Origin of the sequence: Streptococcus oralis subsp. dentisani (genome assembly GCF_003944205.1) — a bacterium.
GTDB lineage: Bacteria > Bacillota > Bacilli > Lactobacillales > Streptococcaceae > Streptococcus > Streptococcus oralis_BH.
Genome location: NZ_RJPH01000009.1, coordinates 17,843 through 42,862, shown reverse-complemented (window position 1 = coordinate 42,862; position 25,020 = coordinate 17,843). Strand labels below are relative to the sequence as shown.

Genomic DNA, 25,020 nt, shown 5'->3' with positions numbered 1-25,020 from the left:
CTTATGATTTCCTCCATTTATTATAGTTCTTTCATAAAGCCGCTTGACTTTTTATATCTTAGATAATAAAATAAAAACAGTTTTGTGTAAACGCTATCATACAATATAATAACAGGGAGGTTTTATCATGAAACTAGAAAAGAAACAGCGCTTCTCCATTCGTAAGTACGCGATTGGAGCAGCTTCTGTACTCATAGGATTTGCTTTTGGTGCCCAAGTCGTATCTGCTGACGGGATTACTCCAGCTCCAACAGCTGAAGAAACTGTTCAAACTATTCAGGAGAGTCCACAAGCAGCCGAAGCAGCTGTAGAGTCCAAGGTTCAAGAAAAACTGGAAGAAAAGGCTGACAAGCCTGTAAAAGAGGAGGTCAAAGAAGACCAGGAGGCTCCTCGAACAGTTACTCCAACAACAGAAGAGTCAAGCGCACCAGTTGTGACAGAAAATACTGCTCCAACTCCTACTGCCGAGAAAGAAAGCCCTGCTCCAGCTGAAACTCCTGCTGAAAGCACTTCTTCAGAAAAGAAAAATGAAGTCGTTACACCAGCAGTGGCTGCTCCGAGCGTTGAACGAGCAAGTCAAGTAAATGAAAAACTGGCGAAAAGAAAAATGATCTCAATCGATGCTGGACGCAAGTATTTCTCTCCAGACCAACTCAAGGAAATCATCGACAAAGCTAAACACTACGGCTATACTGACCTCCATCTCTTAGTCGGAAATGATGGCATGCGTTTCATGCTGGACGACATGACGATTAAAGCCAATGGCAAAACCTATGCAAGTGATGATGTCAAACGTGCACTCGAAAACGGAACCGATGCCTACTACAAGGATCCAAACGGCAACCATTTGACAGAGAGTCAGATGACGGACTTGATTAACTATGCCAAAGATAAAGGTATCGGACTAATCCCAACAGTAAACAGCCCTGGCCACATGGATGCGATTTTGAATGCTATGAAAGAACTAGGCATCCAAAAACCAAACTTCAACTACTTTGGTAAGGAATCTGCTCGTACCGTTGACCTTGATAACAAAGAAGCTGTTGAATTTACCAAAGCTTTGATCGACAAGTATGCCGCTTACTTCGCTGGCAAATCTGACATCTTCAATATCGGACTGGACGAGTACGCCAACGATGCTACAAACGCCAAGGGATGGAGCGTTCTTCAAGCCTATAAATGGTATCCAGAAGATGGATTCCCAGACAAGGGTTATGAAAAATTTATCGCCTACGCTAATGACCTTGCTCGTATCGTCAAATCTCACGGCCTCAAACCAATGGCCTTCAACGACGGTATCTACTACAATAGTGATACTAGCTTTGGTACTTTTGACAAAGACATCATCGTTTCTATGTGGACTGGTGGATGGGGCGGATACGACGTCGCTTCTTCTAAACTTCTAGTTGAAAAAGGCCACCAAATTCTTAATACCAACGATGCTTGGTACTATGTTCTCGGACGAAATGCGGATGGCCAAGGCTGGTACAACCTCGACCAAGGACTCAATGGTATCAAGAACACTCCAATCACTTCTGTACCAAAATCTGAAGGAGCTGACATTCCATTCATCGGTGGTATGGTAGCTGCTTGGGCGGATGAACCATCTGCACGCTATTCACCATCACGCCTCTTCAAACTCATGCGTAGCTTCGCAAATGCCAATGCTGAGTACTTCGCTGCCGACTATGAGTCTGCTGAGCAAGCTCTGAAAGAAGTACCAACAGACCTTAACCGCTATACTGCAGAAAGTGTCGCAGCTGTCAAAGAAGCTGAAAAAGCCACTCGCTCACTCGATAGCAACCTCAGCCGTGCCCAACAAGACACTATTGATCAAGCAATCGCAAAACTCCAAGAAGCTGTTAGCAATTTGACCTTCACACCAGAAGCTCAAAAAGAAGAAGACGCGAAACGCGAAGTTGAAAAACTTGCCAAGAACAAGGTAATTTCTATCGATGCTGGACGTAAGTACTTCTCAGCTGAACAACTCAAACGTATCATTGATAAAGCTAGTGAACTTGGATATTCTGATGTGCATCTCCTCCTAGGAAATGACGGACTTCGCTTCCTACTTGATGACATGACTATCACTGCTAACGGAAAAACTTATGCAAGTGACGATGTCAAAAATGCCATCATTGAAGGGACAAAAGCTTACTACGATGATCCAAACGGAACCACTCTTAGCCAGGCTGAAATCACTGAATTGATCGAGTACGGAAAATCAAAAGGGATTGGACTCATCCCAGCGATCAACAGCCCAGGTCACATGGATGCCATGCTTGTCGCTATGGAAAAACTTGGAATCAAGAACCCTCAAGCCAACTTTGACAAGGTCTCCAAAACAACCATGGACCTCGAAAACGAAGAGGCGATGAACTTTGTCAAAGCACTTATCGGTAAGTACATGGACTTCTTTGCAGGCAAGACTAAGATCTTTAACTACGGTACAGACGAATATGCTAATGACGCTACCAACGCCCAAGGCTGGTACTACCTCAAATGGTATGGACTCTATGGCAAGTTTGCTGAGTACTCTAACACCCTTGCTGCCATGGCCAAAGAAAGAGGACTTCAACCAATGGCCTTCAACGATGGTTTCTACTACGAGGACAAGGATGATGTTGAGTTTGACAAGGATGTCATCATCTCTTACTGGTCTAAAGGATGGTGGGGCTACAACCTTGCATCTCCTCAGTACCTTGCAAGTAAAGGCTATAAATTCCTTAATACCAACGGAGACTGGTACTACATTCTCGGTCAAAAACCAGAAGATGGTGGTGGCTTCCTCAAAAAAGCTCTCGAAAATACCGAGAAAACTCCATTTAATCAACTAGCATCAACTAAATACCCTGAAGTTGACCTTCCTACTGTTGGTAGTATGCTTGCTATCTGGGCAGATAGACCAAGTGCTGAGTACAAGGAAGAAGAAATCTTTGAACTCATGACTGCCTTCGCAGATCACAACAAAGACTACTTCCGCGCTGACTACAATGCTCTCCGTGAGGAGCTTGCTCAAATCCCTACTAACTTGGAAGGATACAGCAAAGAAAGTCTCGATGCTCTAAATGCAGCTAAAGAAGCTCTCAACTACAACCTCAATCGTAACAAACAAGCCGAGTTAGACGCTCTCGTAGCCAAACTCAAGGCAGCCCGCCTAGGCCTCAAACCAGCGGCAACTCACTCAGGAAGCCTCGATGAAAATGAGTCATCTGCCACTGTTGAAACTAAGCCAGAACTCATCACCAAAACAGAAGCAATTCCTTTTGAGACCATTAAGAAGGAAAATCCGAACCTCCCAGCTAAACAAGAAAAGATTGTCACACCAGGTGTAGATGGTGAACGCACTCATTACATCTCTGTCCTTACTGAAAATGGTAAACAAACAGAAACCGTTCTAGATAGCCAAGTAACCAAAGAACCTGTGACACAAGTGATTGAAATCGGTGCCCCTATTACTCACAAAGGAGATGAAAATGGTAAAGCGACAACTGCAGAAGCAAAACCGAGACTGGATATCCAAGAGGAAGAGATTCCATTCACTACCGTGACACGTGAAAATCCACTCTTACTCAAAGGGAAGACTCAAGTCGTTACTAAAGGCGCTAACGGTCGTCGCAGTCATTACTACTCTGTGAGCACTAATGCTGACGGTAAGGAAGTGAAAACTCTTGTAGATAGCCTTGTGACCCAAGAAGCAGTAACCCAAGTTATTGAAGTCGGAACCCTTGTAACCCATGTAGGAGACGAACACGGTCTTGCTCCAGCCGCAGAAACAAAACCGAGACTAGACATCCAAGAGGAAGAAATTCCATTCACTACTGTGACACGTGAAAATCCTCTATTGCCAAAAGGACAAACGCAAGTTGTTACTAAAGGAGCTAACGGCCACCGTACTGCCTTCTACTCTGTAAGTACTACTGCTGATGGAAAAGAAGAAAGAACGCTTGTCAATAGCGTAGTATCACAGGAAGCAGTCACTCAAGTCGTTGAAGTCGGCACTGCCGTTGAGAAGACAGAGAATGCTCAATCAACTACTGTCAAAGCAGATGAAAAACAACTCCCTGCAACAGGAAGTCAAGATTCTGCAGGCTTGGTCGCAGCAGGCCTCATGGCGACTCTAGCAGCCTACGGACTGACTAAGAGAAAAGAAGATTAAACCCCTTCGACAAGAATATAAAAAGCGAGATTGAATCTCGCTTTTTATTGTTAGGATTAATCACCAAGTCCGATACGTTCAAAGATATCATCCACTCGTTTGGTGTAGTATGCAGGGTTGAAGATTTCATCAATTTCCTCTTGAGTTAGGCGTGAGGTTACTTCTGGATCTGCTTCAAGAAGTGGCTTGAAGTCTACTTGGTTATCCCAAGAGTAGGCTGTTTTTGGTTGCACCAAGTCATAGGCTTGCTCACGGGTCATACCTTTCTCAATCAAAGTCAACATAGCCCGCTGACTAAAGATTAGACCAAAAGTTGAGTTCATGTTGCGGATCATGTTTTCTGGGAAGACCGTCAAGTTCTTGACGATATTTCCAAAACGGTTGAGCATGTAGTCAATCAAAATGGTCGTATCTGGTGTGATGATACGCTCAGCTGATGAGTGAGAAATATCACGTTCGTGCCAGAGAGCGACGTTCTCATAGGCTGTAATCATGTGACCACGGATAACACGCGCCAAACCTGTCATGTTCTCAGAACCGATAGGGTTGCGTTTGTGAGGCATTGCTGAAGAACCTTTTTGACCTTTGGCAAAGAACTCTTCTACTTCACGTTGTTCCGATTTTTGCAGACCACGAATCTCAGTCGCCATGCGCTCGATGGAAGTCGCGATGCTAGCAAGAACTGCAAAGTACTCAGCGTGAAGGTCACGAGGAAGGACCTGTGTAGAGATTTCCTGAGCACGGATACCCAGTTTGTCACAGACGTATTGCTCTACAAATGGTGGGATGTTGGCAAAGTTACCAACCGCACCCGAAATCTTACCAGCTTCCACACCAGCAGCCGCATGCTCGAAACGCTCGATATTGCGCTTCATTTCGCTGTACCAAGTCGCCAATTTCAGTCCAAAGGTTGTAGGTTCAGCGTGCACACCGTGGGTACGACCCATCATGATGGTGAACTTGTGTTCCTTAGCCTTATCAGCAATGATGTTGATGAAGTTTTCAAGGTCACGACGGATGATGTCGTTGGCCTGCTTGTAGAGATAACCATAGGCCGTATCCACCACGTCGGTAGAAGTCAACCCATAGTGAACCCACTTGCGCTCTTCACCAAGAGTCTCAGAAACCGCACGTGTGAAGGCAACCACATCGTGGCGCGTCTCCTGCTCAATCTCCAAAATTCGGTCGATGTCGAAGTCCGCCTTCTCGCGAATCAAAGCCACATCTTCCTTAGGGATTTCCCCCAACTCAGCCCATGCCTCGTCCGCCAAGATTTCCACCTCAAGCCAAGCACGGTATTTATTTTCTTCACTCCAAATGTTCGCCATCTCAGGGCGAGAGTAACGGTTGATCATGTTGTTTCTCCTATAATTTTATCTGCCTGATAGTAATGATGAGATAACTCCACCTAAAGTTCCTGATATTATATCTTTAATAAACTGTTGATTGAAAAATGATGCATTTTCTTTAACAATTACAGTAAATTCAGATTCACTATTTTTGTCAGTTGCAGCAAGTAAGTCCTTTAAAATTTCGACAGATTGCTCAGATAGAACAGAAGCATTGTTAAGAATCTGTTGAAGTTGTTTAGAAAGTTCCGACCACGGAAACTCAACATTCATATTAGATTTTTCTAAAATAGAATCCGTAACAATATTTGAGTTAACATTGTTGTCCCCATTAAATGTGACATTATTACCTGAACCAAAATCATTTCCAACTACATTATCATTACCTGATACAGTTGTTTTATATGAGCCTGTTTCAAAAATATTTTGTTCCCCACCAATTTGTTGATGTTTTATATCAATAAAAGTGATCTGATTTTTATCACCAAAAGATTTTTTAATTACTTCATATACTTTGTCTCGAAATATTTCTTCCTTAAAAAACAAATAAGAATTTTTGCTAGACCCTAAATTGAACTCTATGTAATATTTTGTTTTAAGATATTTCTCATAACGGTTATATACAATATAAATGTACAAAGCCAAAAAAGTAATCGGAATGATATTTGGGATAAAATCTATCGGAAACATTATTAACATAATAGCTGCAAAAGCTATTTCTTTCAAAGAAATTCTAAACGCCAATGTTGCTTTTGTCATCATAGAAATATTGTCTATCTGAATAACATCATTTTGAGTAGCTATTGCATGTTCCTTTATGCTAAGAGTATCCGTTTCAATAGTATTATTTTCGTTATTAAATAAATCTAAAATCATTATTCTTCTCTCTCCTCAAACTCTTCTTTTCCAATAAACACAGATGGATAGTGTGGTAAACTATTAAGGTTAGTATCCAACGGTACATCATAGATAACTAAATAGTTTTCTGGGTACTGAGCCACTAGCTCTTCATATTTGGCTTTCACTTTTTCGTGATCACTACTAGCATATAAGACTTCGACGACTGCTCCAGTCTTATCTTTTTCAACAAATGCGCTAACGATAATTTGTATCATAGTAATTGATAAAGTCCGTAGCCCGTATTCAGTTTTAGTAAATACAAGTATCCTTGTTCCTTTCTTTTTTGTTTATTTTATTCTATCAAGGATTGGACTTCTTGATTTACTCAAGTAAATCCTAATACCATTATTTAGTTTTTATAAACTATATAATCGGTTAAAAATCATTTTCTTCCAATTCTTTTAAATACAGCTTGAATAGTTCCATAAATATTCTATCAATAAGAACAAGTATAAAGAACCAGATGAAATAATTTCTAGAGGTGTCATCCTCTTTTTGGAGAGATTTTAAAGATGGTAAATTTTCTTGATAGGACAAAGCATTATGAGCTAACCTATTCCTATTTCTGTATAGTTCCTCATATTGTGACTCCAAAACAACCTCTACACTAGCAGAAACTTGTGCTTTAGGCTGGAACATTTTTGTACTATTCGTAAGAATCTGTCCCTCCCCAACTTTAAAATCATGCACAAAATAATCATATTTCCTTTGCGTCCAAGTAACTAAAACCGAATTACTAAAAATTTTTTTTATTGCTTCTACCGACTCATCAATCCATTGCTGTTTTGATAAGTGATTGACATCATAAGATGCCTTTACCGATTTTATTAGTTCATTCAAGCGCTTATAGATAGCAGACTTATCTTTATAACTTGAATACTCTGCCAACTTATCTTCATTTTTTAAAAGAGTTCTTCGATATCCATAATCATATGTAGCCATTTCCCATGCTATACATTTCATTTTCTGCTCTTGGAAACCAGTCATCTTTAAAAACAATGAATGAATAATATACTCAGATAAAGGATAGGTTTCAACACCATCATTAATCACATAACTCGCTGATACCGCTTCTTCTAAGACTGTAGTTATTGGAGTAAAAATAAATGCTTCATGATTGCTCATTTTATATACCTACTGTAAATCTCATAAGAACTTTGAATTCTATTTCGTAAATGCATCAAAGCATTTGGATTCTTTGTATGTTTCATGTCACTTTTAAATGATTGAATTTCTTCTTTCAAATCTAGAACTAAATTATTTATAGAATCGATATCCAGCTTTTTACTCTCAAAGAGAGTATACTTTAACAAACCAAAAGCAACTAAATCTATATCAATAATTGAATTTAAAACTATTTGATTAGTTATAACCTCCATAAATTTTCCAACTTCTTCTAATTTATTTGAATAGTCTTCTGCTGTTACATAGTCTGGTAATGGAGAAAATAAATCGCTATCTGCACCATATGCAACAAAGTAAATGAATTCCTCATATAGTTTTTCCATTCTTCGAGCATATCTATAACCGACCTTATTTATATTGACTTTTTCTTTATAATGAGATATTAAAGCAATATAACGAACAAAATCCATTTGCGCATCATTAATTCTAATTGATTTACTAAATTCTGGTTCAAAAAAATCTACCAGACCATCTCTAAGAAAATATAGTGATTTTCTACTTTCCTGAGGAAGTAATGTTTCACCTTGAATATTTATGTTTCTAAACACAGAAGAATAATATCTTTGCTGTTCAGAGTAAAACTCATCAACACTTTCACCACTCGTAACTTGTGGGACAAGATAACAAAAACCAAGATAATGTGAACGTAAAAATTCTAAACTAATTTCTGAAATTTCATCATAATTATCTTTTTTAATCTGTGAAAGTATTTGTTCTTTGCTGTTACCTTTCTCCGTTAACTTCTTCAACGACCACTCTAAAATATTATCAAACTCATCAATATCTATTTCTGAATCATTATCATCAATCAAGTTTGAAATTTTCTTTTTATATTTTTCTTTATTCGGAAAAATACCTAAGAAGCTAAGAAAAATACTAGTCAAACGTTGTTGCCCATCCAAAATTAAATTTTCTCGTTCTTCTCCCTTATCATAAGAACCAATAGTAACTGGTGGTACAAATTCATTTTTTCGTATGCTCTCAATTAATTTCTCTGTTTTCTCCTTATCCCAAACAAATAATCTCTGATAATCTGGAAGAATGATATTTTTTTTCAAAATTAAATTCATCCAATGTTCTAGAGTATATTCACCATAGTATACTTTACTCTCCATACTAAAACTCCTTCCCTTCTCCAAACTCTCTAACCTCATCCGGTTCATCACTAAACAAAGTCACATGTCCCATCTTGCGGTTGTGTTTCGCTTCTATTTTACCATACATGTGGAGGTGGGCGCTTGGATTTTCTGTGACATATTTTTCAGCGGCCTCGACATGCTGGCCGAGAACATTAAGCATAACAGCAGGCGCATGTAGTTTGATAGCTGGCAATGGGGCTCCGAGAACACCCAGAATATGGGTGTCAAACTGGGAGAAGTCACAGGCTTCAATCGAGTAGTGCCCAGAGTTGTGTGGGCGTGGAGCGATTTCGTTGACAATGATGTCATCAGCTGTCGCAAACATTTCCACACAAAGTGTTCCAGACAGGTTGAGCTGTTCTGCGATTCGCACTGCCATAGCTTTGGCTTTTTCAGCTAAACTTTCTGAAATGCGAGCAGGCACGATAGTTTTTGAAAGAATGTTATTACGGTGGATATTTTCCTGAACTGGGAAGACTGTCACGTCCTTGCCATTTCCAGACACGATGACAGAAATTTCAAGGTCAAAGTTGACAAATTCTTCCAAAACGCAATCTGCTGAATCTGCTAGTGCATAAGCTTCTTCCAAATCTACTGCTGAGCAAATGACCTTTTGCCCATGCCCATCGTAGCCACCAGTCGCAGTCTTGAGGACATAATTTTTAGAAAGGTCAATATCTGTCAAATCTTGACTTGAAGTCACGACCTTGTAGGGTGCAACTGTCACTTGTGCCTTATTTGAGAGGAAGTCCTTTTCAAAGATGCGATTTTGGGAAATACGGAGCAGGCCGGTCCCTTGAGGGAGCTGACCTTCCTTGATAACGGCATCCAAACCGTCAGCATCGACATTTTCAAACTCATAGGTCAGTACATCGCAACGCTCAGCCAACTGACGGAGGGCATCCACATCGTTATAAGGAGCCACGATGATTTCCGCTACACGAGAGGCTGGGCAATCCGCCGCAGGATCCAGCGCGATAACCTTGTGCCCCATGTAGATAGCAGAAATGGCCATCATCTGACCCAACTGACCGCCACCGATAATTCCGATTGTTTTAGATGAGCTCATTTGTAGACTCCTCTGCGATTTTCCCTTGCTCTTCTGCGAAATCTGCCAATGCTGTCACGATAGCCTGATCTTCTACTGAGAGGAGACGGAGGGCAAAGAGGGCCGCATTGGTCGCTCCTGCTTCACCGATAGCCATAGTCGCAACAGGCACGCCACCCGGCATCTGTACGATAGAGTAGAGCGAATCCACGCCACTAAGAGCGCGCGACTTGACCGGTACCCCGATGACAGGAAGGGTTGTTTTCGCTGCGACCATACCTGGCAAATGGGCTGCGCCACCTGCACCTGCGATAATGACCTTGATACCGCGACTACGAGCTTCCTCCGCATGTATGAACATGAGGTCTGGAGTACGGTGTGCGGAAACAACTTTCTTTTCGTAGGCTACACCGAAGCGGTCTAGGATTTCTGCTGTTTTTTGCATGGTTGCCCAGTCGGATTTTGAGCCCATGATAATGGAAATTACTGGTTTCATTTCTTCTCCTTTTTCTTCCTTTCAACAATCACCTTAGGTTGTGAGGGACGGCAGCAGCCACCAAAGGTGTCTCATGCCTAAATCGGAAGCCCAAGGTCTTCCGATTTCCCTGAACGATTGGCTAATAATCCAATCGTTCTTTCAAAACGGCGGTGATTGCTCTATGTTGGCTCGCTTTCGCTCGCCATGACAATTTTTGTATCTGTTAATCTTTTATAGCCTTGCTCCCAATATCGGTTCGGTAAAAGAGGCCTTCTGTGTTTTGTTTGTCGAGTTCCTTGTAGATGGTATCTTGGGCTTCTTTAACGGTATCGGCTGTGGTGACCAGCATATAAACTCGTCCGCCGTTGGATAGCAGTGCTCTGCTATTTTCCGCAAACTTAGCCCCTGCATAGTAGGTAATGATGTCGTCTTCGGTCTTAGTTGGCAACTCGACACCCTTTGCATAGTCTAGCGGGTAACCCTTGGATGCAACAACCACACCCAGAGTCACACCCTTGTCCGTCCATGTGATGTTTGGCTCCTTGCCATCGAGAATATCCGTGATATTTTGTGCAAAGTCAGATGTCAAACGAGGCAAGATAATCTGAGTTTCTGGATCTCCGAACCGAGCGTTGAACTCGATAACCTTAGGTCCGTCTACGGTCAAGATAAGCCCCGCGTAAAGGACACCAAGATACGAACGACCTTCTTTGATCATCCCTTCAAGGACTGGCTTGACAATAGTGTCAACCGCTGTGTCAACCACGCTCTGTGGCAAGTGAGGAACTGGCGCATAGGCACCCATCCCACCAGTGTTAGGACCCTTGTCGCCATCATAAGCACGTTTGTGGTCCTGAGCCGTTGGCATAATGTAGAACTTGTCCCCATTGACAAAGGCAAAGAGTGAAAATTCCTCCCCTTCAAGGAATTCCTCGATGACCACTCGCGCACCTGAGTCACCGAACTTATTGTCCAAAAGCATCTCGTGAGCAGCTTCTACTGCTTGCTCGACTGTCTCAGCAACGACAACACCCTTACCAAGCGCTAAACCATCTGCCTTGACTACGATAGGAGCCCCCTGCTTTTCGATATATGCCTTGGCTTCCTCAAAATCTGAGAATGTGCCATAGGCTGCTGTCGGAACGCCGTACTTGACCATGATTTCCTTAGCAAAATCCTTGGACCACTCCAGCTCCGCTGCTAATCTTGTCGGACCAAAAGCCTTGAGACCAGCTGCATTGAAATCATCCACAATCCCAGCAGCAAGGGCGTCATCTGGCCCGATAAAGGACCAAGCAATATCGTTATCCTTTGCGAACTCTATTAACTTAGAATGTTCGGAAATAGAAATGTTTACCAATTCCAGACCATCCAGAGTCATTCCGTCATTTCCAGGAGCTACAAAGACTTTTTCAACATCTTTTGACTCAAGCAACTTCTTAGCAATCGCATGTTCACGACCACCCGAACCGGCAACTAACAGCTTCATCTTTCAACCTCTTTTGCGAATTATTTACTAACATTATATCACAAACGTTCGTTTTAATCTCGTTCCGCTCCGCGTTTTAGGCAAAAAAAGGAAAGAAACTGTTTTCTTCCCTTTTGTCTTCTTAATGTCTAAAATGTCTCACGCCTGTGAAGACCATAGTCAAGCCATATTTGTCCGCTGCTTCAATAGATTCTTGGTCACGGACGGATCCACCTGGCTGGATGATGGCCTTGATACCTGTCTTAGCGATTTCTTCGATGTAGTATGAGAAATAAATACTCACTAATATCATTTAGTGATTTATTCCCATATACAATATTGGTTCAAATCCATTTTCTCTAGCATAATTATACCATGATAAAATTTTTAATCTTAATAATATAGAACGTATCTGTAAAAAGCTAAAACTATTATTTTTGACACTTTCATAAATAGATTTATTTGACTTATCAACAATCCATAGAACACTAGTCTTTTTTGAATCAATTGCACTATAAACTAAAGTTTTATCCAGAGAGTATTTTTTTATCAGATACTCAGCATTTCTCCTTTTATTTATCCTATCCCTTAATACTTGCATTGATAATATGGACTGTTCGAAACTATAAATTGATTTTGAAGTATTAAATCCCATTTTTACAGCAATTAATTCACCAGAGTCTTTATCAAACAAATCTCCAATTTCCNCTGCTACTCCATTATAATACACATTCTTCTTATGAAACTGTTCGTATTTTGTCATTGTTGAGATTATTTCTGAAATAAACTTATTTTCATCCATATGAAAGCATTTTGAAGAAAAATTATGTTGCTGTGGCAACCTTAAAACTAATCCTTCAATCTCTCTCAATTGTATATCCAATAAAGATTTAAAGGATTCATTGAACGTGGACCATCTTCCAGAATCTAAAAAATATCGTTCCCCTTTATAATCAACTTCAGCATAAATGAGATTTTTCAAGTTTATTGTCTTTCTTTCCTCTGACAAAAAATTTATACGAATACTTTTAAGTTGATCAATTTTCTCCAAATTAGCAACAATAAATTCTCGTATGGAATTCAAATTATAATCAACTTGTTTTGTCGTACTTTTTTTATTCTTGAGTATGGATATGTCAATAGTTGAATCCCCTACAAATTCTATATTATCTCCTAAGGTCACTATTCTATTTAACGAAATATCACATTCTTCGTTTTTCTTTCCTTTTAATACTCTCAATAAATACTCATCTAATTCTTGATTTAGTTTATCGTGCAGAGGCAACAATTTAAAACGTGGAAATTCTTGATTAGGTTGACTTAATATCTGTTTATCAATTTCCTTAAAAATATTTATAAAATCATCAAAATCTTTTTGAGTCTCAAATTTATAATCTTTTGTAAGATGTACGGATATATTACATTTTAAATTTTTACCAAAAATAGTATTTTGAGGTTTTCCTTCTATGTTAAAATAAGCTTCGCTGGCTTGTGGAAAATCTGTTTGATTTGCTTTGTAGTTTAACACTCCTCTTAATTTGTTTCTTTCTACATAACTAATGCCCTTTACATTAATTTCAGAAGGTTGTATAGAACGTTCCGCAAAATCTAAACCAAATTGTAAATCAGATAATGTTGCCACAAACCAGTGGCTCCTTCCTTGTGGAATAAGATAAAGCGACTTTGGTGTACCTATCATAATAATCGCATTATGATTTTGAAACGACTCTTCTACAAAATCTTCTCCATCAAAAATATTATTGATATCATGTAACCAACTCGTTGTTTCTTTTTTTTTACGTTGTACATAGATCTGTGCAACAAAACCCTTTCTATGAAATTCTTTCTTTACTTTCCGAACATCATTATATCCTTCACTACAAATTTTGCCCTTTAATTCTTTCCATTTTGCTATTTTGCTTAAACTAGGCGTTTCTACACGATAAATGTTTAGTCTCATAATTTTGGCCTTATTCTCTAACATCAAATAAAATATATTGTATTAACAATCTGTTAAATACCATAAATAACATTAACTATGTAAACTTGATTACCATTCATTCTTAATGTCTAAAATGTCTCACGCCTGTGAAGACCATAGTCAAGCCATATTTGTCCGCTGCTTCGATGGACTCTTGGTCACGGACTGAGCCACCCGGCTGGATGATGGCCTTGATACCGGCTTTGGCGATTTCTTCCACGTTATCCGCAAATGGGAAGAAAGCATCTGAAGCAAGAACAGCGCCGTCAAGGCGGTCTTTGGCTTGTTCAATGGCGATGCGAACAGAAGCCACACGATTGGTTTGACCCGGGCCAACGCCAAGTGTCATGTGGTCGTTGGTTATGATGATTCCGTTTGATTTGACGTACTTGATGGCTTTCCAAGCGAACTCAAGGGCAGTCGCTTCTGTCTCGGTTGGCTGGCGTTTGGTCACCACTTGCCAGTCAACTGGGCTTTCCTTGACCACGTCTTGGTTTTGCACAAGAAGTCCACCAACCACGCCTGTGTATTCTGCCTCTACTTCACTAGCCTCTTGAGCATCAAATGGCAAGGCAAGGATACGCAAGTTTTTCTTTTTGTTGGTCAAAATGGCTAGCGCTTCATCCGTATAGCTCGGTGCGATAATGATCTCGAGGAAAACGCCGTGCATCTTCTCAGCGGTCGCAGCATCCACCTCACGGTTAAGGACGACAATTCCACCAAAGATAGACACTGGGTCAGACTCGTAAGCATAGTCCCAAGCAGTTTCGATGTCATCTGCCTGACCAATTCCACATGGATTCATGTGTTTCAAAGCTACAACGGTTGGACGATCTTTGAAATCACGGATAATACGAATCGCCGCATCAGCGTCACGAATGTTATTGAAGGACAATTCTTTACCGTTGAGCTGTTTCGCTGATGCAATTGAGTAGTCTGTCGGCAAAGCTTTTTGGTAGAAGTCCGCATCCTGCTGAGGATTTTCCCCATAACGCATTGGTTGCTTGAGGTCATAGGTCAAAGTGAGCTTTTCAGGTTTGCTTTCGCCCACTTGAGCTGTGAAGAACTCTGCAATCAAGGCGTCATAAGCCGCTGTGTGACGAAAAACCCTGGCTGCTAAACGTTGGCGAGTTTCGTAAGTCGTTTCACCATTGGCTGACAACTCGTCCAAAACCACTGCATAGTCAGCAGGGTCTACCACAACCGTCACGCTGGCATGGTTTTTAGCCGCTGAACGAAGCATGGATGGCCCACCGATATCGATATTTTCAACTGCGTCAGCGTACGTCACGTCTGGTTTGAGGATTGTTTCCTTGAAAGGATAGAGGTTGACCACTACAAGGTCGATAAGCTCGATCTTATTGCCCTTAGCCGCCTCAAGGTGGCTATCGAGATCACGACGAGCGAGGAGCCCACCATGGATATTTGGGTGGAGAGTCTTGACGCGACCGTCCATCATCTCTGGGAAGCCCGTCACATCATCGATCGCAATGGTCTCCACCCCAGCATTATCAAGGGCAACCTTAGTTCCACCTGTCGAGATAATCTCCCAACCGAGTTTTTTAAGTTCTTGGGCAAATTCAACAATACCCGCTTTGTCTGAGACGCTGATTAAGGCCTTTTTCGTCATTCTATTCCTCTTTCTTTAGATCCAAGCGCATAGCGACTTCGTTATTTTCTTCTATAAATCCTGTTTCCTGAAAACCCAGACTAGTCAACAGGTGCTTCATTTTTTCATTTCCAACCACATAATCTGCGGTAATATGACTGCAAGCTCTATCCATCTGGGCCTCTTTGATTAGAACTTCCAAGGCTTTTCGACCATAACCTCTTCCTTGGTACTGCTGACCAATCATTATCCGCCAGATAAAGTATTCCGCTTCATCCTTGTCTATTTCTAGCAGGAGAAAGCCAACCACTTGCTTATCCCAATAGATTGCCATCGGAAACACATCTTCGTTTTTCCGGTAGAGCCATGCATCAGCTAAAGAGCGCACATTTGGAGCTACGAAACGTGCTCGTTCATCAGCTTCTGATATTTTCAAATCCAGCACTGCCTGAAAACTGCTCTCATCTACCAATTTCAGTTCAATCATTTTTTCTCCTAGCAAGATTGCGCAATCAAAACTTGATTTACTTCTTACCTTCTCTCCACTCCCAAGCTATCCAGCACCTCTGGATACAACTTGTACTCAGCCTCATGAATACGAGCTTCGAAGCTTTCGATAGTATCATCATCTAGCCGTGGCACACGGACCTGCTTGATAATCTTTCCAGTATCTACACCTGAATCCACCCAGTGAATGGTCACGCCACTCTCAGTAACCCCAGCATCCCAAGCATCCTCAATCCCATGAGCTCCTGGAAATTCGGGCAGGTAGGCTGGATGGATATTGATAATACGCCCCTCGTAGGCTCCAAGTAAGGTTGGCCCAACGATTTTCATGTAGCCAGCGAGGCAAACCAAGTCAATCTGGTGTTCTTCCAAGAGTTCGACAAGAGCAGCTTCGTAGTCCGCCTTGTTCTCAAACTCCTTGAGTTCAAAAGCATAGGACAGGACGCCGAGCTTTTCTGCACGCTCGAGCACATAGGCATCACGATGGTCTGAAAAGACAAACTCCACTGGAAATTCTTCGGCAATCACCTGAAAATTTGAGCCATTACCAGAGGCAAAAACCGCTATTTTTTTCATTTGATGATGACACTTTCGTTTTCTTTCTTGACGATGCGACCAATTTCATAGACTGGTTCATCCAGTAATTCCTTAATACGACCTACATTTTCAGGGCTAACTGCAAACATAAGCCCCACACCCATATTGAAGATTTCAAACATTTCTTCGTGTTTGATCTGACCGTATTTTTCAAGGGCTTTGAAAATCGGAAGCACTGGAACTTTGCTTTCCTCAATCTCAGCAGCTAGGTCATCGGCAAACATACGAGGAACATTTTCGATAAAGCCACCACCCGTGATGTGGGCAATGCCGTTGACCAACCCTTCCTTGATGAGTGGCAAGACAGCCTTGACATAGATACGAGTCGGCTCAAGAAGGACTTCCTTAAGTTTCTTTCCTTCCAATTCTGGCAAGACTTCCTCACCTGTGTAGTCGGTAAAAACACGACGCACGAGTGAGTAACCATTTGAGTGAATACCACTCGAAGCAAGCCCGAGAAGAACATCACCTTCAGCTACTTTTGAGCCGTCTATGATTTGAGATTTTTCAGCCACGCCGACCGCAAAACCAGCCAGATCGTAGTCATCTGCGCCATACATACCAGGCATTTCAGCCGTTTCTCCACCGATGAGAGCAGCGCCTGCCTGCACACAACCTTCTGCCACACCAGCAACGACTTGTTCTAGTTTAGCTGGTTCATTCTTGCCAGTCGCGACGTAGTCAAGGAAGTAAAGAGGCTCCGCACCTGCAGCGATGATATCATTGACACACATGGCCACACAGTCCTGACCGATTGTATCGTGCTTATCGTACTTGATGGCCAGCATGAGCTTGGTTCCGACACCATCAGTCCCTGAGATCAAGACCGGCTCTTTGACACCTGTTTTTGAAAGGTCAAACATGCCACCGAAACCACCTAGAGCTCCCATAACACCTGCACGCTCCGTACGAGCTACATGCTTTTTAATTCGTTCAACAACTTCATAACCCGCTTCAACATCCACACCCGACTGGGCATAAGCATTTTTATTTGTCATCTTTGTCTCCTCTTCCTTTCATTTAATGGAGAGTCTTTATCCGTCTATTTGTAAAAACTGATCTTGTCACCCAAACTTCTTCGATATTCTTCCTCATAGTCGTAGAGAGGAGTTGGGTAGTCACCGTCAAAGTAAGCGACACAGAGACCACCGTTCGGCGCATCTGTTTCAATACCAATCGAATCAATCAAACCTTCAACAGAAAGATAGGTCAGGCTATCCGCACCAATGATTTGGCAGGTTTCTTCGACCGTATGATTAGCCGCAATCAGCTCCTGACGCGTCTGGATATCAATCCCGTAGAAACATGGATAAGCTAGCGCAGGACTTCCAATAGCAACGTGAACCTCAGAAGCACCTGCTTCTTTCAAAAGCTGAACGATACGGCGAGAGGTTGTCCCACGAACAATGGAATCATCAATCATAACCACACGTTTGCCTTTGACAACACCCGAAACGGCAGACAGTTTCATCCGTACCCCTTGCTCCCGCAATTCTTGAGTCGGTTGGATAAAGGTGCGTTGCGTGTATTGGTTCTTGATGAGACCCATTTCATTTGGCAGACCAGACTCCTCCGCAAATCCCATAGCTGCGCTGAGTGAGGAATTTGGCACACCGACCACGATATCCGCTTCGTGCTTAAATTCACGCGCCAATTGAGCCCCCATACGTTTGCGAGCTGTATGGACATTGACACCGTGGATATTAGAATCAGGGCGAGCAAAATAGATATACTCCATAGAGCAAATCGCCAACTGTGTATCATCTGTATAGCTATCATACTGGATGCCCTTATCATCAATGATCACAATCTCTCCAGGCTTCAAATCTCGAATCCACTCAGCACCAATAACTTCAAAAGCACAGGTTTCTGAGGAAACCACTACCGCTCCGTTGGTCATTTTCCCAATCGAAAGCGGACGGAAGCCATTAGGGTCAAGGGCCGCAATCAACTTATCTTCAAACAACAAGATATAAGCAAAGCCACCTTTAACAAGACTGAGCGCTTCCTTGATTTTGCCCATCAAACTAGGATTGTGACTCCGACGAATCAAATGAGCTAAGATTTCTGAATCAGAGGTTGAGCTGAAAATAGCACCTCTTTGTTCCAATTCTTTCTTAAGAGATTCTGCATTGGTCAGGTTCCCATTGTGAGCCAGCCCAAACTGCATATCATGAAAGCGAAAAATGAAAGGCTGGATATTATCCGCAGAAGCTTCTCCTGCAGTCGCATAACGCACATGTCCAATAGCAGCAGATCCTGTCAATTTATCCAAATTAGCCGGGTTTCTGAATACTTCTGACAAAAGCCCCATATCACGATGGCGCTTCAATTGTCCTTGGTCATTGGAGAGGATTCCTGCCCCCTCCTGACCACGGTGCTGAAGACTGTGGAGCCCAAAATAGGTCATTTTAGCGGCATCTGGATGCCCCCAGATACCGAAAACACCACATTCTTCATTAAGAGATTTTACTTCGTATGTCATTTTTTATACCTAATTTTTATTTGTGTAGCACCAAGAGCTAGATCTACTTGACTTTTACATTACTGATACTATCTATTAGAAAATCTGCAAATCTTACTTTCCAGTAAAGTATTGAACAGCTGATGCGAACAGGTGCTGGTCTTTATTTCCTGGGATGTTTTGGAAAAGACCATCTTCATAACGTTCTGAGTGTCCCATTTTACCGATGATTTGACCATTCTTGCTGGTAATTCCTTCGATAGCATTTACCGAACCATTCGGATTGTACTTAGAATCCATACTTGGTTTGCCGTCAAAGTCAACGTATTGACTGAAAATTTGACCATTGTCACGGAGCTCCGCGAATTCTTCAGCCGTCACGACAAATTTCCCTTCACCGTGCGAAACAGGGATAGCATGGATATCACCCACTTGCACGCCAGCCAACCATGGCGAATTGGTATTGGCAATCCGAGTTTCCACCATCTTGGCCACGTGCTGGTTGGCATCATTGTAGAAAAGGGTTGGACTAGTACTGCTGGCATCCTCGAAGTTCCCGTATGGAAGAAGACCTGATTTGACCAAGGCTTGGAATCCATTACAGATACCGATAATCAAGCCACCACGAGCGATAAAACTATCAATGGCTGCACGCACTTTTTCATTGAGCAGGATATTGACAATAAATTTAGCTGATCCATCTGGCTCGTCCGCAGCTGAGAAACCACCTGCAAAGAAGAGGATGTTAGCCTTGCCGATATTGTCAACCATGGTTTCAACTGACTTGACAATGGCTTCTTCATTCAGGGTCACGAATGGCACCAAGTTGACCTCTGCTCCTTCTTTTTCGAAGGCCTTGGCTGAATCATATTCTGAGTTGGTTCCTGGGAAGACTGGGATGTAAACCACTGGTTTTTCAATAATTTCTTTAGCTTTGATGACTGCGGTAGAAGCGACAGCTGGAACTTCTTCCAATTCTGTAGCTTGGGCAAATTCTGTTGGATAAACTTCTTCCAGTTTTCCTTGGAAAGCACTGTCAAGCTTGTGTCCATCTAGCTTCACACTGTTGACAAGGAGTGTAAAGTCTGATGTCGTTTGACCGATTTTCTCCACTCCAGCAATTTCTTCAGGAGAGGTGAAGACAAATCCGCCTAGCTGAGCTGTTAATGCCGTTTCAAGTTCAGTCAAGGTTACCTCTGCACCGATATGATTCCCAAAGATAGCAAGAGCTAAGCTTTCAATGACACCGCCGTATTTGACAGCTGATGCAGATGTTACTTTATGGCCAGCTTGGATGGCTTCAAACTGAGCAAAGTTTTGCTTGATCAAGTCAAAATCAATCTCTTGTGCCAAGGCTTGACCTGGAATGTAGTAGATGTTTTCACCAACATTCTTGAACTCAGGAGAGAGGACCTTACGGCTATCTGCCGTCGTCACCCCAAAGGCAACCAAGGTTGGCGGTACGGTCAATTCTTCAAAGGTACCAGACATAGAGTCCTTCCCACCGATAGATGGCAAGCCAAGTTGGATTTGTGCTTCGATAGAGCCTAGAAGAGCCGCTACTGGCTGACCAAAACGCTCAGCTTGCTTGTCCATGCGCTCAAAATACTCTTGGTAAGAGAAACGAGCCTTGGACCAGTTTGCACCAGTAGCCACCAAACGAGCAGTTGCTTCGATAACCGCATAAGCAGCACCGTGGTATGGAGACCATTCTGCCACATAAGGGTTAAATCCTTGCGCCATGACTGACGCAGTATGAGTCACACCGTGTTGAACTGGTAATTTCTGCACAGAAGCCTCAGTTGGTGTGAGTTGGTAGCGACCGCCAAGTGGGTGATTGACTGTAGAACGACCGACCGAACAGTCAAAGATGGTTTGCAAGCCTTTTTGACTCGCATGGTTGAGGTCAGACAGAACTGCAAGGGTATCTGCTTCAAGTGTGTCAGCATTGGTTGTGCGTTCTTCTGGAAGTTTGGCATCCTTGTCCACAACCTTGGCATCAACGACTACGCGCACACCGTTTGTATCAAGGAAACGACGTTCCAAGTCGACAATGATTTCACCATTCCAGTGCATGACAAGATTTGGTTTTTCAGTCACTGTTGCCACAACAACAGCGTCAATATTTTCTTTATTACATTCCGCAACGAAGGCATCTACGTCTTCAGGACGCACCACAACTGCCATCCGTTCCTGTGATTCAGAAATGGCAATTTCTGTACCGTTCAAACCTTGGTATTTAAGAGGCACTTTATTAAGGTCGATTTCAAGACCATCTGCCAATTCACCGATAGCCACACAGACACCACCAGCACCAAAGTCGTTGGATTTCTTGATAAGACGAGTGACATCGCCATTACGGAAAAGACGTTGAATCTTGCGTTCTTCGATGGCATTCCCTTTTTGAACCTCAGCACCAGCAGTCTCTACAGACTCAACCGTTTGAACCTTGGAAGACCCTGTCGCACCACCGACACCATCACGCCCAGTCTTACCACCGAGCAAGATAATCACGTCACCGGCTTCCGGTTTTTCACGGACAACATTGCCCTTAGGAGCCGCACCAACAACTGCACCTAGCTCCATGCGTTTAGCTACAAATCCTGGGTGGAAGTATTCACGAACGTAAGTCGTCGCAAGCCCAATCTGGTTACCATATGAAGAATAACCGTGAGCCGCTGTTTTAGAAATGACTTGTTGTGGCAATTTCCCAGCACGCGTTTCTGAAATCGGAGCTGTAATATCACCAGCACCTGAGATACGCATAGCTTGGTAAACGTAGGAACGGCCTGACAATGGGTCACGAATAGCCCCACCGATACAGGTAGCAGCACCACCAAATGGCTCAATCTCCGTTGGGTGATTGTGGGTTTCGTTTTTAAACATGAGGAGCCAAGGTTCCTTGACACCATCAACGTCCACTTCAATTTCAACCGAGCATGCATTGATTTCGTCAGACACTTCCATATCGTCCAAACGACCATTAGCACGCTCATAACGACCGAAAATAGTTGCCATATCCATCAAGGTTTGTGGCTTTTCAGACCGACCTAGTTCCTCACGCATGGCAATATACTTGTCATAAGTCGCTTGCAATTGCTTTTGGAATTTAGAAGCTGAGAAATCAATGTGTTTCAACTCGGTCTCAAAAGTCGTGTGACGGCAGTGGTCAGACCAGTAAGTGTCCAAAACCTTGAGTTCCGTCTCCGTCGGCACGCGCCCGATTGATTTGAAATAGTCTTGGATAAAGAGCAAATCATCCACTTCCATGGCCATCCCTTGCTCGGCCTTGTAGCGAGCAAAGTTGTCTGCTGTATAGCTTTCAAAGAAAGTCAATTTAGGAATGGTCTTGTCCGACTCTGAAAATTCCTGCTTGGCAATCCCTGTCGTGATGTCCTTGAAACGAGAATCAACTGGATTGAGCAAGTAGTTCTTGACCGCCTCTAACTCAGTCGCATCAATATCTTTATTGACCAGATAAAGCTGGGCTGTGTTGACTGTTACATCACTTGAACTTCCCAGTAAAAGCAAGGCTTCCTGTGAAGAAACTGCACGCTGGTCAAATTGACCAGGCAGGCTTTCAATGGCAAAGAAAGCATAGTTGGCAAGATCCGCTTGCACGGCCGCTTCGTCCAAGACATGATCCGTCACCTGCTCAGAGAAGATGTGTTTTTCCGCAGGTGCAAACAAGTTCTCTGCCAAATCAAAGACATCATAAACCTGCACAATGCGAATACTTTTTAAGGTTGAAAGTCCCAAGTTGTGCTGGAGCTCCCTTACCAAACTCTCTGACTTGACCTGAAAATCAGCCTTTTTCTCAACAAAAATACGTTTATCCATCAATTCTTATTCCTTTATTTCAGCTCTTGCAATGTTCCCAACGACCTTGAGAGTCTTGCAAACCGATTATTTCAATCCTTGCAACTTCTCCCAGACGATCTCATAAACGTCTGTTAATTCACCTAGCCCCCTACGGAAAACATCCTTGTCCATGTGGTTGCCATCTGCGTCCCACAAACGGCAGTTATCTGGTGAAAATTCGTCTGCCAAGATAATCTTACCATCCTTGTCAAAACCGAACTCTAGCTTAAAGTCAATCAATTTAAGTCCAATCTCAGCAAACCAAGCCTTTAAAAGTTCATTGATACGACGGGTTTCTTCCTTCAAGTAAGCAATCTGCTGGTCATCTGCAATCTTTAGGAATTTCACATGCTCATCATTGATAAACGGATCATCCAAATCATCATTTTTATAGTAAAATTCGACAATCGGAGTCTCAAATGCGATGCCCTCATCAACGCCAAAACGTTTTGAAAAGGATCCAGCCGTGTAGTTGCGGAGCACAACTTCCAAAGGAATAATCTCAACCTTTTTATTGAGCTGTTCCGTATCCGAAAGTTTCTCCACAAAGTGAGTCGCTACACCAGCAGCATTCAACTTTTCAAAAATAAAAGATGAAATCTGATTATTTAAAACTCCCTTGCCCGCAATCTGCTCCTTCTTGACACCGTTGAAAGCAGTCGCCTGGTCCTTGTAAGTTGAAATAATGAGATTTTCATCCTCAGTTGTATAGATATCCTTGGCTTTTCCCGAATAGATCAATTCTTTTGACATTTTAAAGTTCGCCTTTCATATTTCTTTACTTCATTCTACTACAAAATAACGGAAATAGCAAGAATTTGCGAACGACGGCGAAGGTAGCTCTTTTTAACATTAAGAAAAACTGTAAAATCGAAACATTTTACAGTTTTAAAAGTATAATATTGCGTTAAAGACAAACATTATTCTCTATTCAAAAATTGATCCCAATAATAGCGCAAATAACTCTTCTTTCCTGTGATTAGTGTCAAACGTCCTTCTGAACCGTAGCGAAGTTTTTCTGCCTGTTCAGGAGCCAGACTTGTCTCTGCCTCTATTTTAAAGAAATTTCCCTTTTCAGTCTTGGTAGCTGTCGCATCAATATTCGTAATCGCAGAAACAAGAACGAGCTCTTTGTTGGCATCCTTGTTTGTAGTAAAACGGATAGAATCACCTACCTTAAGTCTTGCAACATCTTTTGAACTGAGATAAGCTGTGAGTTTGGTTTTTCTTTCTCGTTCCAAGGCCGGGTAGAGTTGGGCTAGCAGGGTTCCTTCTGCAACCATGGTAGAATCACTGGTCTCAGGATTAAGGTGAAGTACCCCATCCTCGCTTGCTGTAATCTTCCCCTTATCTAGGAGACCTCCTTGGACTTTCTTACCCGACTCCGCTTCTAAAATTTTCTGATCCAAAAGGGTTAATTCCTGACCGACTTTGACTAGGTGCTGGGACTTAAGGGATTCAAGCTGACTATCCAGTCCACTTGCGTAGGCTTGTTGAGCTCCAGATCCCGCATACTGTACACGATAAGTAGCTAAACTAGACTCTAGCTGGGCAATTTGAGCATCCACCTGTGCAATAACTTGCGATTTAGCTTGCGGATCTTCTCCAGCTTGGTTTTTATAGGTCTGGTAAAAAGAGTAGGCTGGATTCTGACTATCCAGTTGATCTCCCTTTTCAATCGCTGACTTAGCTGTGTTGTAGTCTCGGATTTTATCCTGTGTTTGTCTGATAAGATTGCCAATCTCGGACTGACTCTGACTTGCTGCCGCATTCTGTGAGGAGATGCTGGCATTTTGCTGAGAAACATTACTCCTAAGACTACTAGCTTGGCTGAGATAGTCTCGAAACATCTCCTGATAACCAAACTTATCCGCCTCTGGAAATTGATCACTCCCCTCTTTCAAACTGGATTGCAAATAACCCAACTGCTTTTTTTGATCCTTAAACATCTCCAACTGACTGGTGTATGCTTCAACCTGAACAGCTTCCGCCCCTTGCTGGTACTGAACCAGTAGATCTCCCTGCTTGACTAGTTTGTTTTCTTCTAGATAATTGGCCACGATGCGTTGATTGCTAGTCGACTGGATGTTGGCAATGATCCGACTAGGTTCGACAGTAGCTCGGGTAGACAAACTAATCTCCTTCTCTGCATAAACTGCAAAGCCAAGTAAAAACACGAGCAGAAGAAACATGGGTACAATCACCCGACTGGAAAAATTATGGTAACGACGATGGTAAAACTCCGCACTTTCTAAAAATTCTGGTTTCATCTTCT

Annotated in this window: 19 protein-coding genes and 1 pseudogene; 1 reads left to right on the top strand and 19 read right to left on the bottom strand. The window is 42.4% G+C overall.

The window, feature by feature from the left end; all coding sequences use genetic code 11:
- The first annotated feature begins 127 nt into the window (after positions 1-127).
- Positions 128-4,159, top strand: a complete 4,032-nt coding sequence (strH, locus tag D8805_RS07040) for an LPXTG-anchored beta-N-acetylhexosaminidase StrH (protein ID WP_125416462.1) — start codon at positions 128-130, stop codon at positions 4,157-4,159.
- Between the two features lie 56 nt (positions 4,160-4,215).
- On the opposite strand, the gene purB is transcribed toward strH, so the two are convergent.
- From purB to comB, 19 genes and pseudogenes are all read right to left on the bottom strand, one after another.
- Entirely contained in the window at positions 4,216-5,514 is a 1,299-nt protein-coding gene (purB, locus tag D8805_RS07035) for an adenylosuccinate lyase (RefSeq protein WP_125416460.1), read from the bottom strand.
- Between the two features lie 18 nt (positions 5,515-5,532).
- A complete protein-coding gene (locus tag D8805_RS07030; protein ID WP_125416458.1) occupies positions 5,533-6,384 on the bottom strand; it encodes a hypothetical protein in 852 nt (283 codons plus the stop codon).
- A complete protein-coding gene (locus tag D8805_RS07025; protein ID WP_125416456.1) occupies positions 6,384-6,623 on the bottom strand; it encodes a phosphoribosylaminoimidazole carboxylase in 240 nt (79 codons plus the stop codon). Before D8805_RS07025 ends, D8805_RS07030 begins: the two co-directional genes overlap by 1 nt.
- A gap of 160 nt (positions 6,624-6,783) precedes the next feature.
- Complete coding sequence (locus D8805_RS07020; RefSeq protein WP_000064904.1) at positions 6,784-7,533, bottom strand: hypothetical protein; 750 nt, start codon at positions 7,531-7,533, stop codon at positions 6,784-6,786.
- Positions 7,530-8,708 carry a DUF262 domain-containing protein gene (locus D8805_RS07015; RefSeq protein ID WP_125416454.1) on the bottom strand — a complete coding sequence of 393 codons (1,179 nt, stop codon included), beginning with the start codon at positions 8,706-8,708 and terminating at the stop codon, positions 7,530-7,532. Before D8805_RS07015 ends, D8805_RS07020 begins: the two co-directional genes overlap by 4 nt.
- A 1-nt stretch (position 8,709) precedes the next feature.
- Entirely contained in the window at positions 8,710-9,801 is a 1,092-nt protein-coding gene (gene purK / locus D8805_RS07010; protein ID WP_125416452.1) for a 5-(carboxyamino)imidazole ribonucleotide synthase, read from the bottom strand.
- Positions 9,788-10,276 carry a 5-(carboxyamino)imidazole ribonucleotide mutase gene (purE, locus tag D8805_RS07005; protein ID WP_125416450.1) on the bottom strand — a complete coding sequence of 163 codons (489 nt, stop codon included), beginning with the start codon at positions 10,274-10,276 and terminating at the stop codon, positions 9,788-9,790. The genes purK and purE overlap by 14 nt, the downstream gene beginning before the upstream one ends.
- A 28-nt stretch (positions 10,277-10,304) precedes the next feature.
- Positions 10,305-10,394 (bottom strand): phosphoribosylaminoimidazole carboxylase, encoded by a 90-nt coding sequence (locus D8805_RS10290; RefSeq protein ID WP_223327229.1) that lies wholly within the window; start codon positions 10,392-10,394, stop codon positions 10,305-10,307.
- Positions 10,395-10,481: 87 nt separating this feature from the next.
- Complete coding sequence (gene purD / locus D8805_RS06995) at positions 10,482-11,747, bottom strand: phosphoribosylamine--glycine ligase (protein ID WP_125416448.1); 1,266 nt, start codon at positions 11,745-11,747, stop codon at positions 10,482-10,484.
- Positions 11,748-11,868: 121 nt separating this feature from the next.
- Positions 11,869-12,018 (bottom strand): annotated as a pseudogene (locus D8805_RS06990) (IMP cyclohydrolase); the annotation flags it as partial.
- 21 nt (positions 12,019-12,039) lie between these two features.
- Positions 12,040-13,686, bottom strand: a complete 1,647-nt coding sequence (locus tag D8805_RS06985) for a DUF6119 family protein (RefSeq protein ID WP_457920974.1) — start codon at positions 13,684-13,686, stop codon at positions 12,040-12,042.
- 103 nt (positions 13,687-13,789) lie between these two features.
- Positions 13,790-15,337 (bottom strand): bifunctional phosphoribosylaminoimidazolecarboxamide formyltransferase/IMP cyclohydrolase, encoded by a 1,548-nt coding sequence (purH, locus tag D8805_RS06980; RefSeq protein WP_125416444.1) that lies wholly within the window; start codon positions 15,335-15,337, stop codon positions 13,790-13,792.
- A gap of 1 nt (position 15,338) precedes the next feature.
- Complete coding sequence (locus D8805_RS06975) at positions 15,339-15,803, bottom strand: GNAT family N-acetyltransferase (RefSeq protein WP_000571268.1); 465 nt, start codon at positions 15,801-15,803, stop codon at positions 15,339-15,341.
- Between the two features lie 44 nt (positions 15,804-15,847).
- On the bottom strand, positions 15,848-16,399 hold the full coding sequence (gene purN, locus D8805_RS06970) for a phosphoribosylglycinamide formyltransferase (RefSeq protein ID WP_125416442.1): 552 nt from the start codon (positions 16,397-16,399) through the stop codon (positions 15,848-15,850).
- Positions 16,396-17,418, bottom strand: a complete 1,023-nt coding sequence (purM, locus tag D8805_RS06965) for a phosphoribosylformylglycinamidine cyclo-ligase (RefSeq protein ID WP_125416440.1) — start codon at positions 17,416-17,418, stop codon at positions 16,396-16,398. The genes purN and purM overlap by 4 nt, the downstream gene beginning before the upstream one ends.
- Before the next feature lie 44 nt (positions 17,419-17,462).
- Positions 17,463-18,905 (bottom strand): amidophosphoribosyltransferase, encoded by a 1,443-nt coding sequence (purF, locus tag D8805_RS06960; protein ID WP_125416438.1) that lies wholly within the window; start codon positions 18,903-18,905, stop codon positions 17,463-17,465.
- 93 nt (positions 18,906-18,998) lie between these two features.
- On the bottom strand, positions 18,999-22,724 hold the full coding sequence (locus tag D8805_RS06955; RefSeq protein ID WP_125416436.1) for a phosphoribosylformylglycinamidine synthase: 3,726 nt from the start codon (positions 22,722-22,724) through the stop codon (positions 18,999-19,001).
- Between the two features lie 66 nt (positions 22,725-22,790).
- The gene (purC, locus tag D8805_RS06950; RefSeq protein ID WP_038804295.1) at positions 22,791-23,498 is read right to left on the bottom strand and encodes a phosphoribosylaminoimidazolesuccinocarboxamide synthase; all 708 of its coding nucleotides are present in this window, start codon (positions 23,496-23,498) and stop codon (positions 22,791-22,793) included.
- Positions 23,499-23,665: 167 nt separating this feature from the next.
- Positions 23,666-25,015: a competence pheromone export protein ComB gene (gene comB / locus D8805_RS06945; protein ID WP_125416434.1), complete on the bottom strand. Its 1,350-nt coding sequence runs from the start codon at positions 25,013-25,015 to the stop codon at positions 23,666-23,668.
- Positions 25,016-25,020 lie beyond the last annotated feature (5 nt).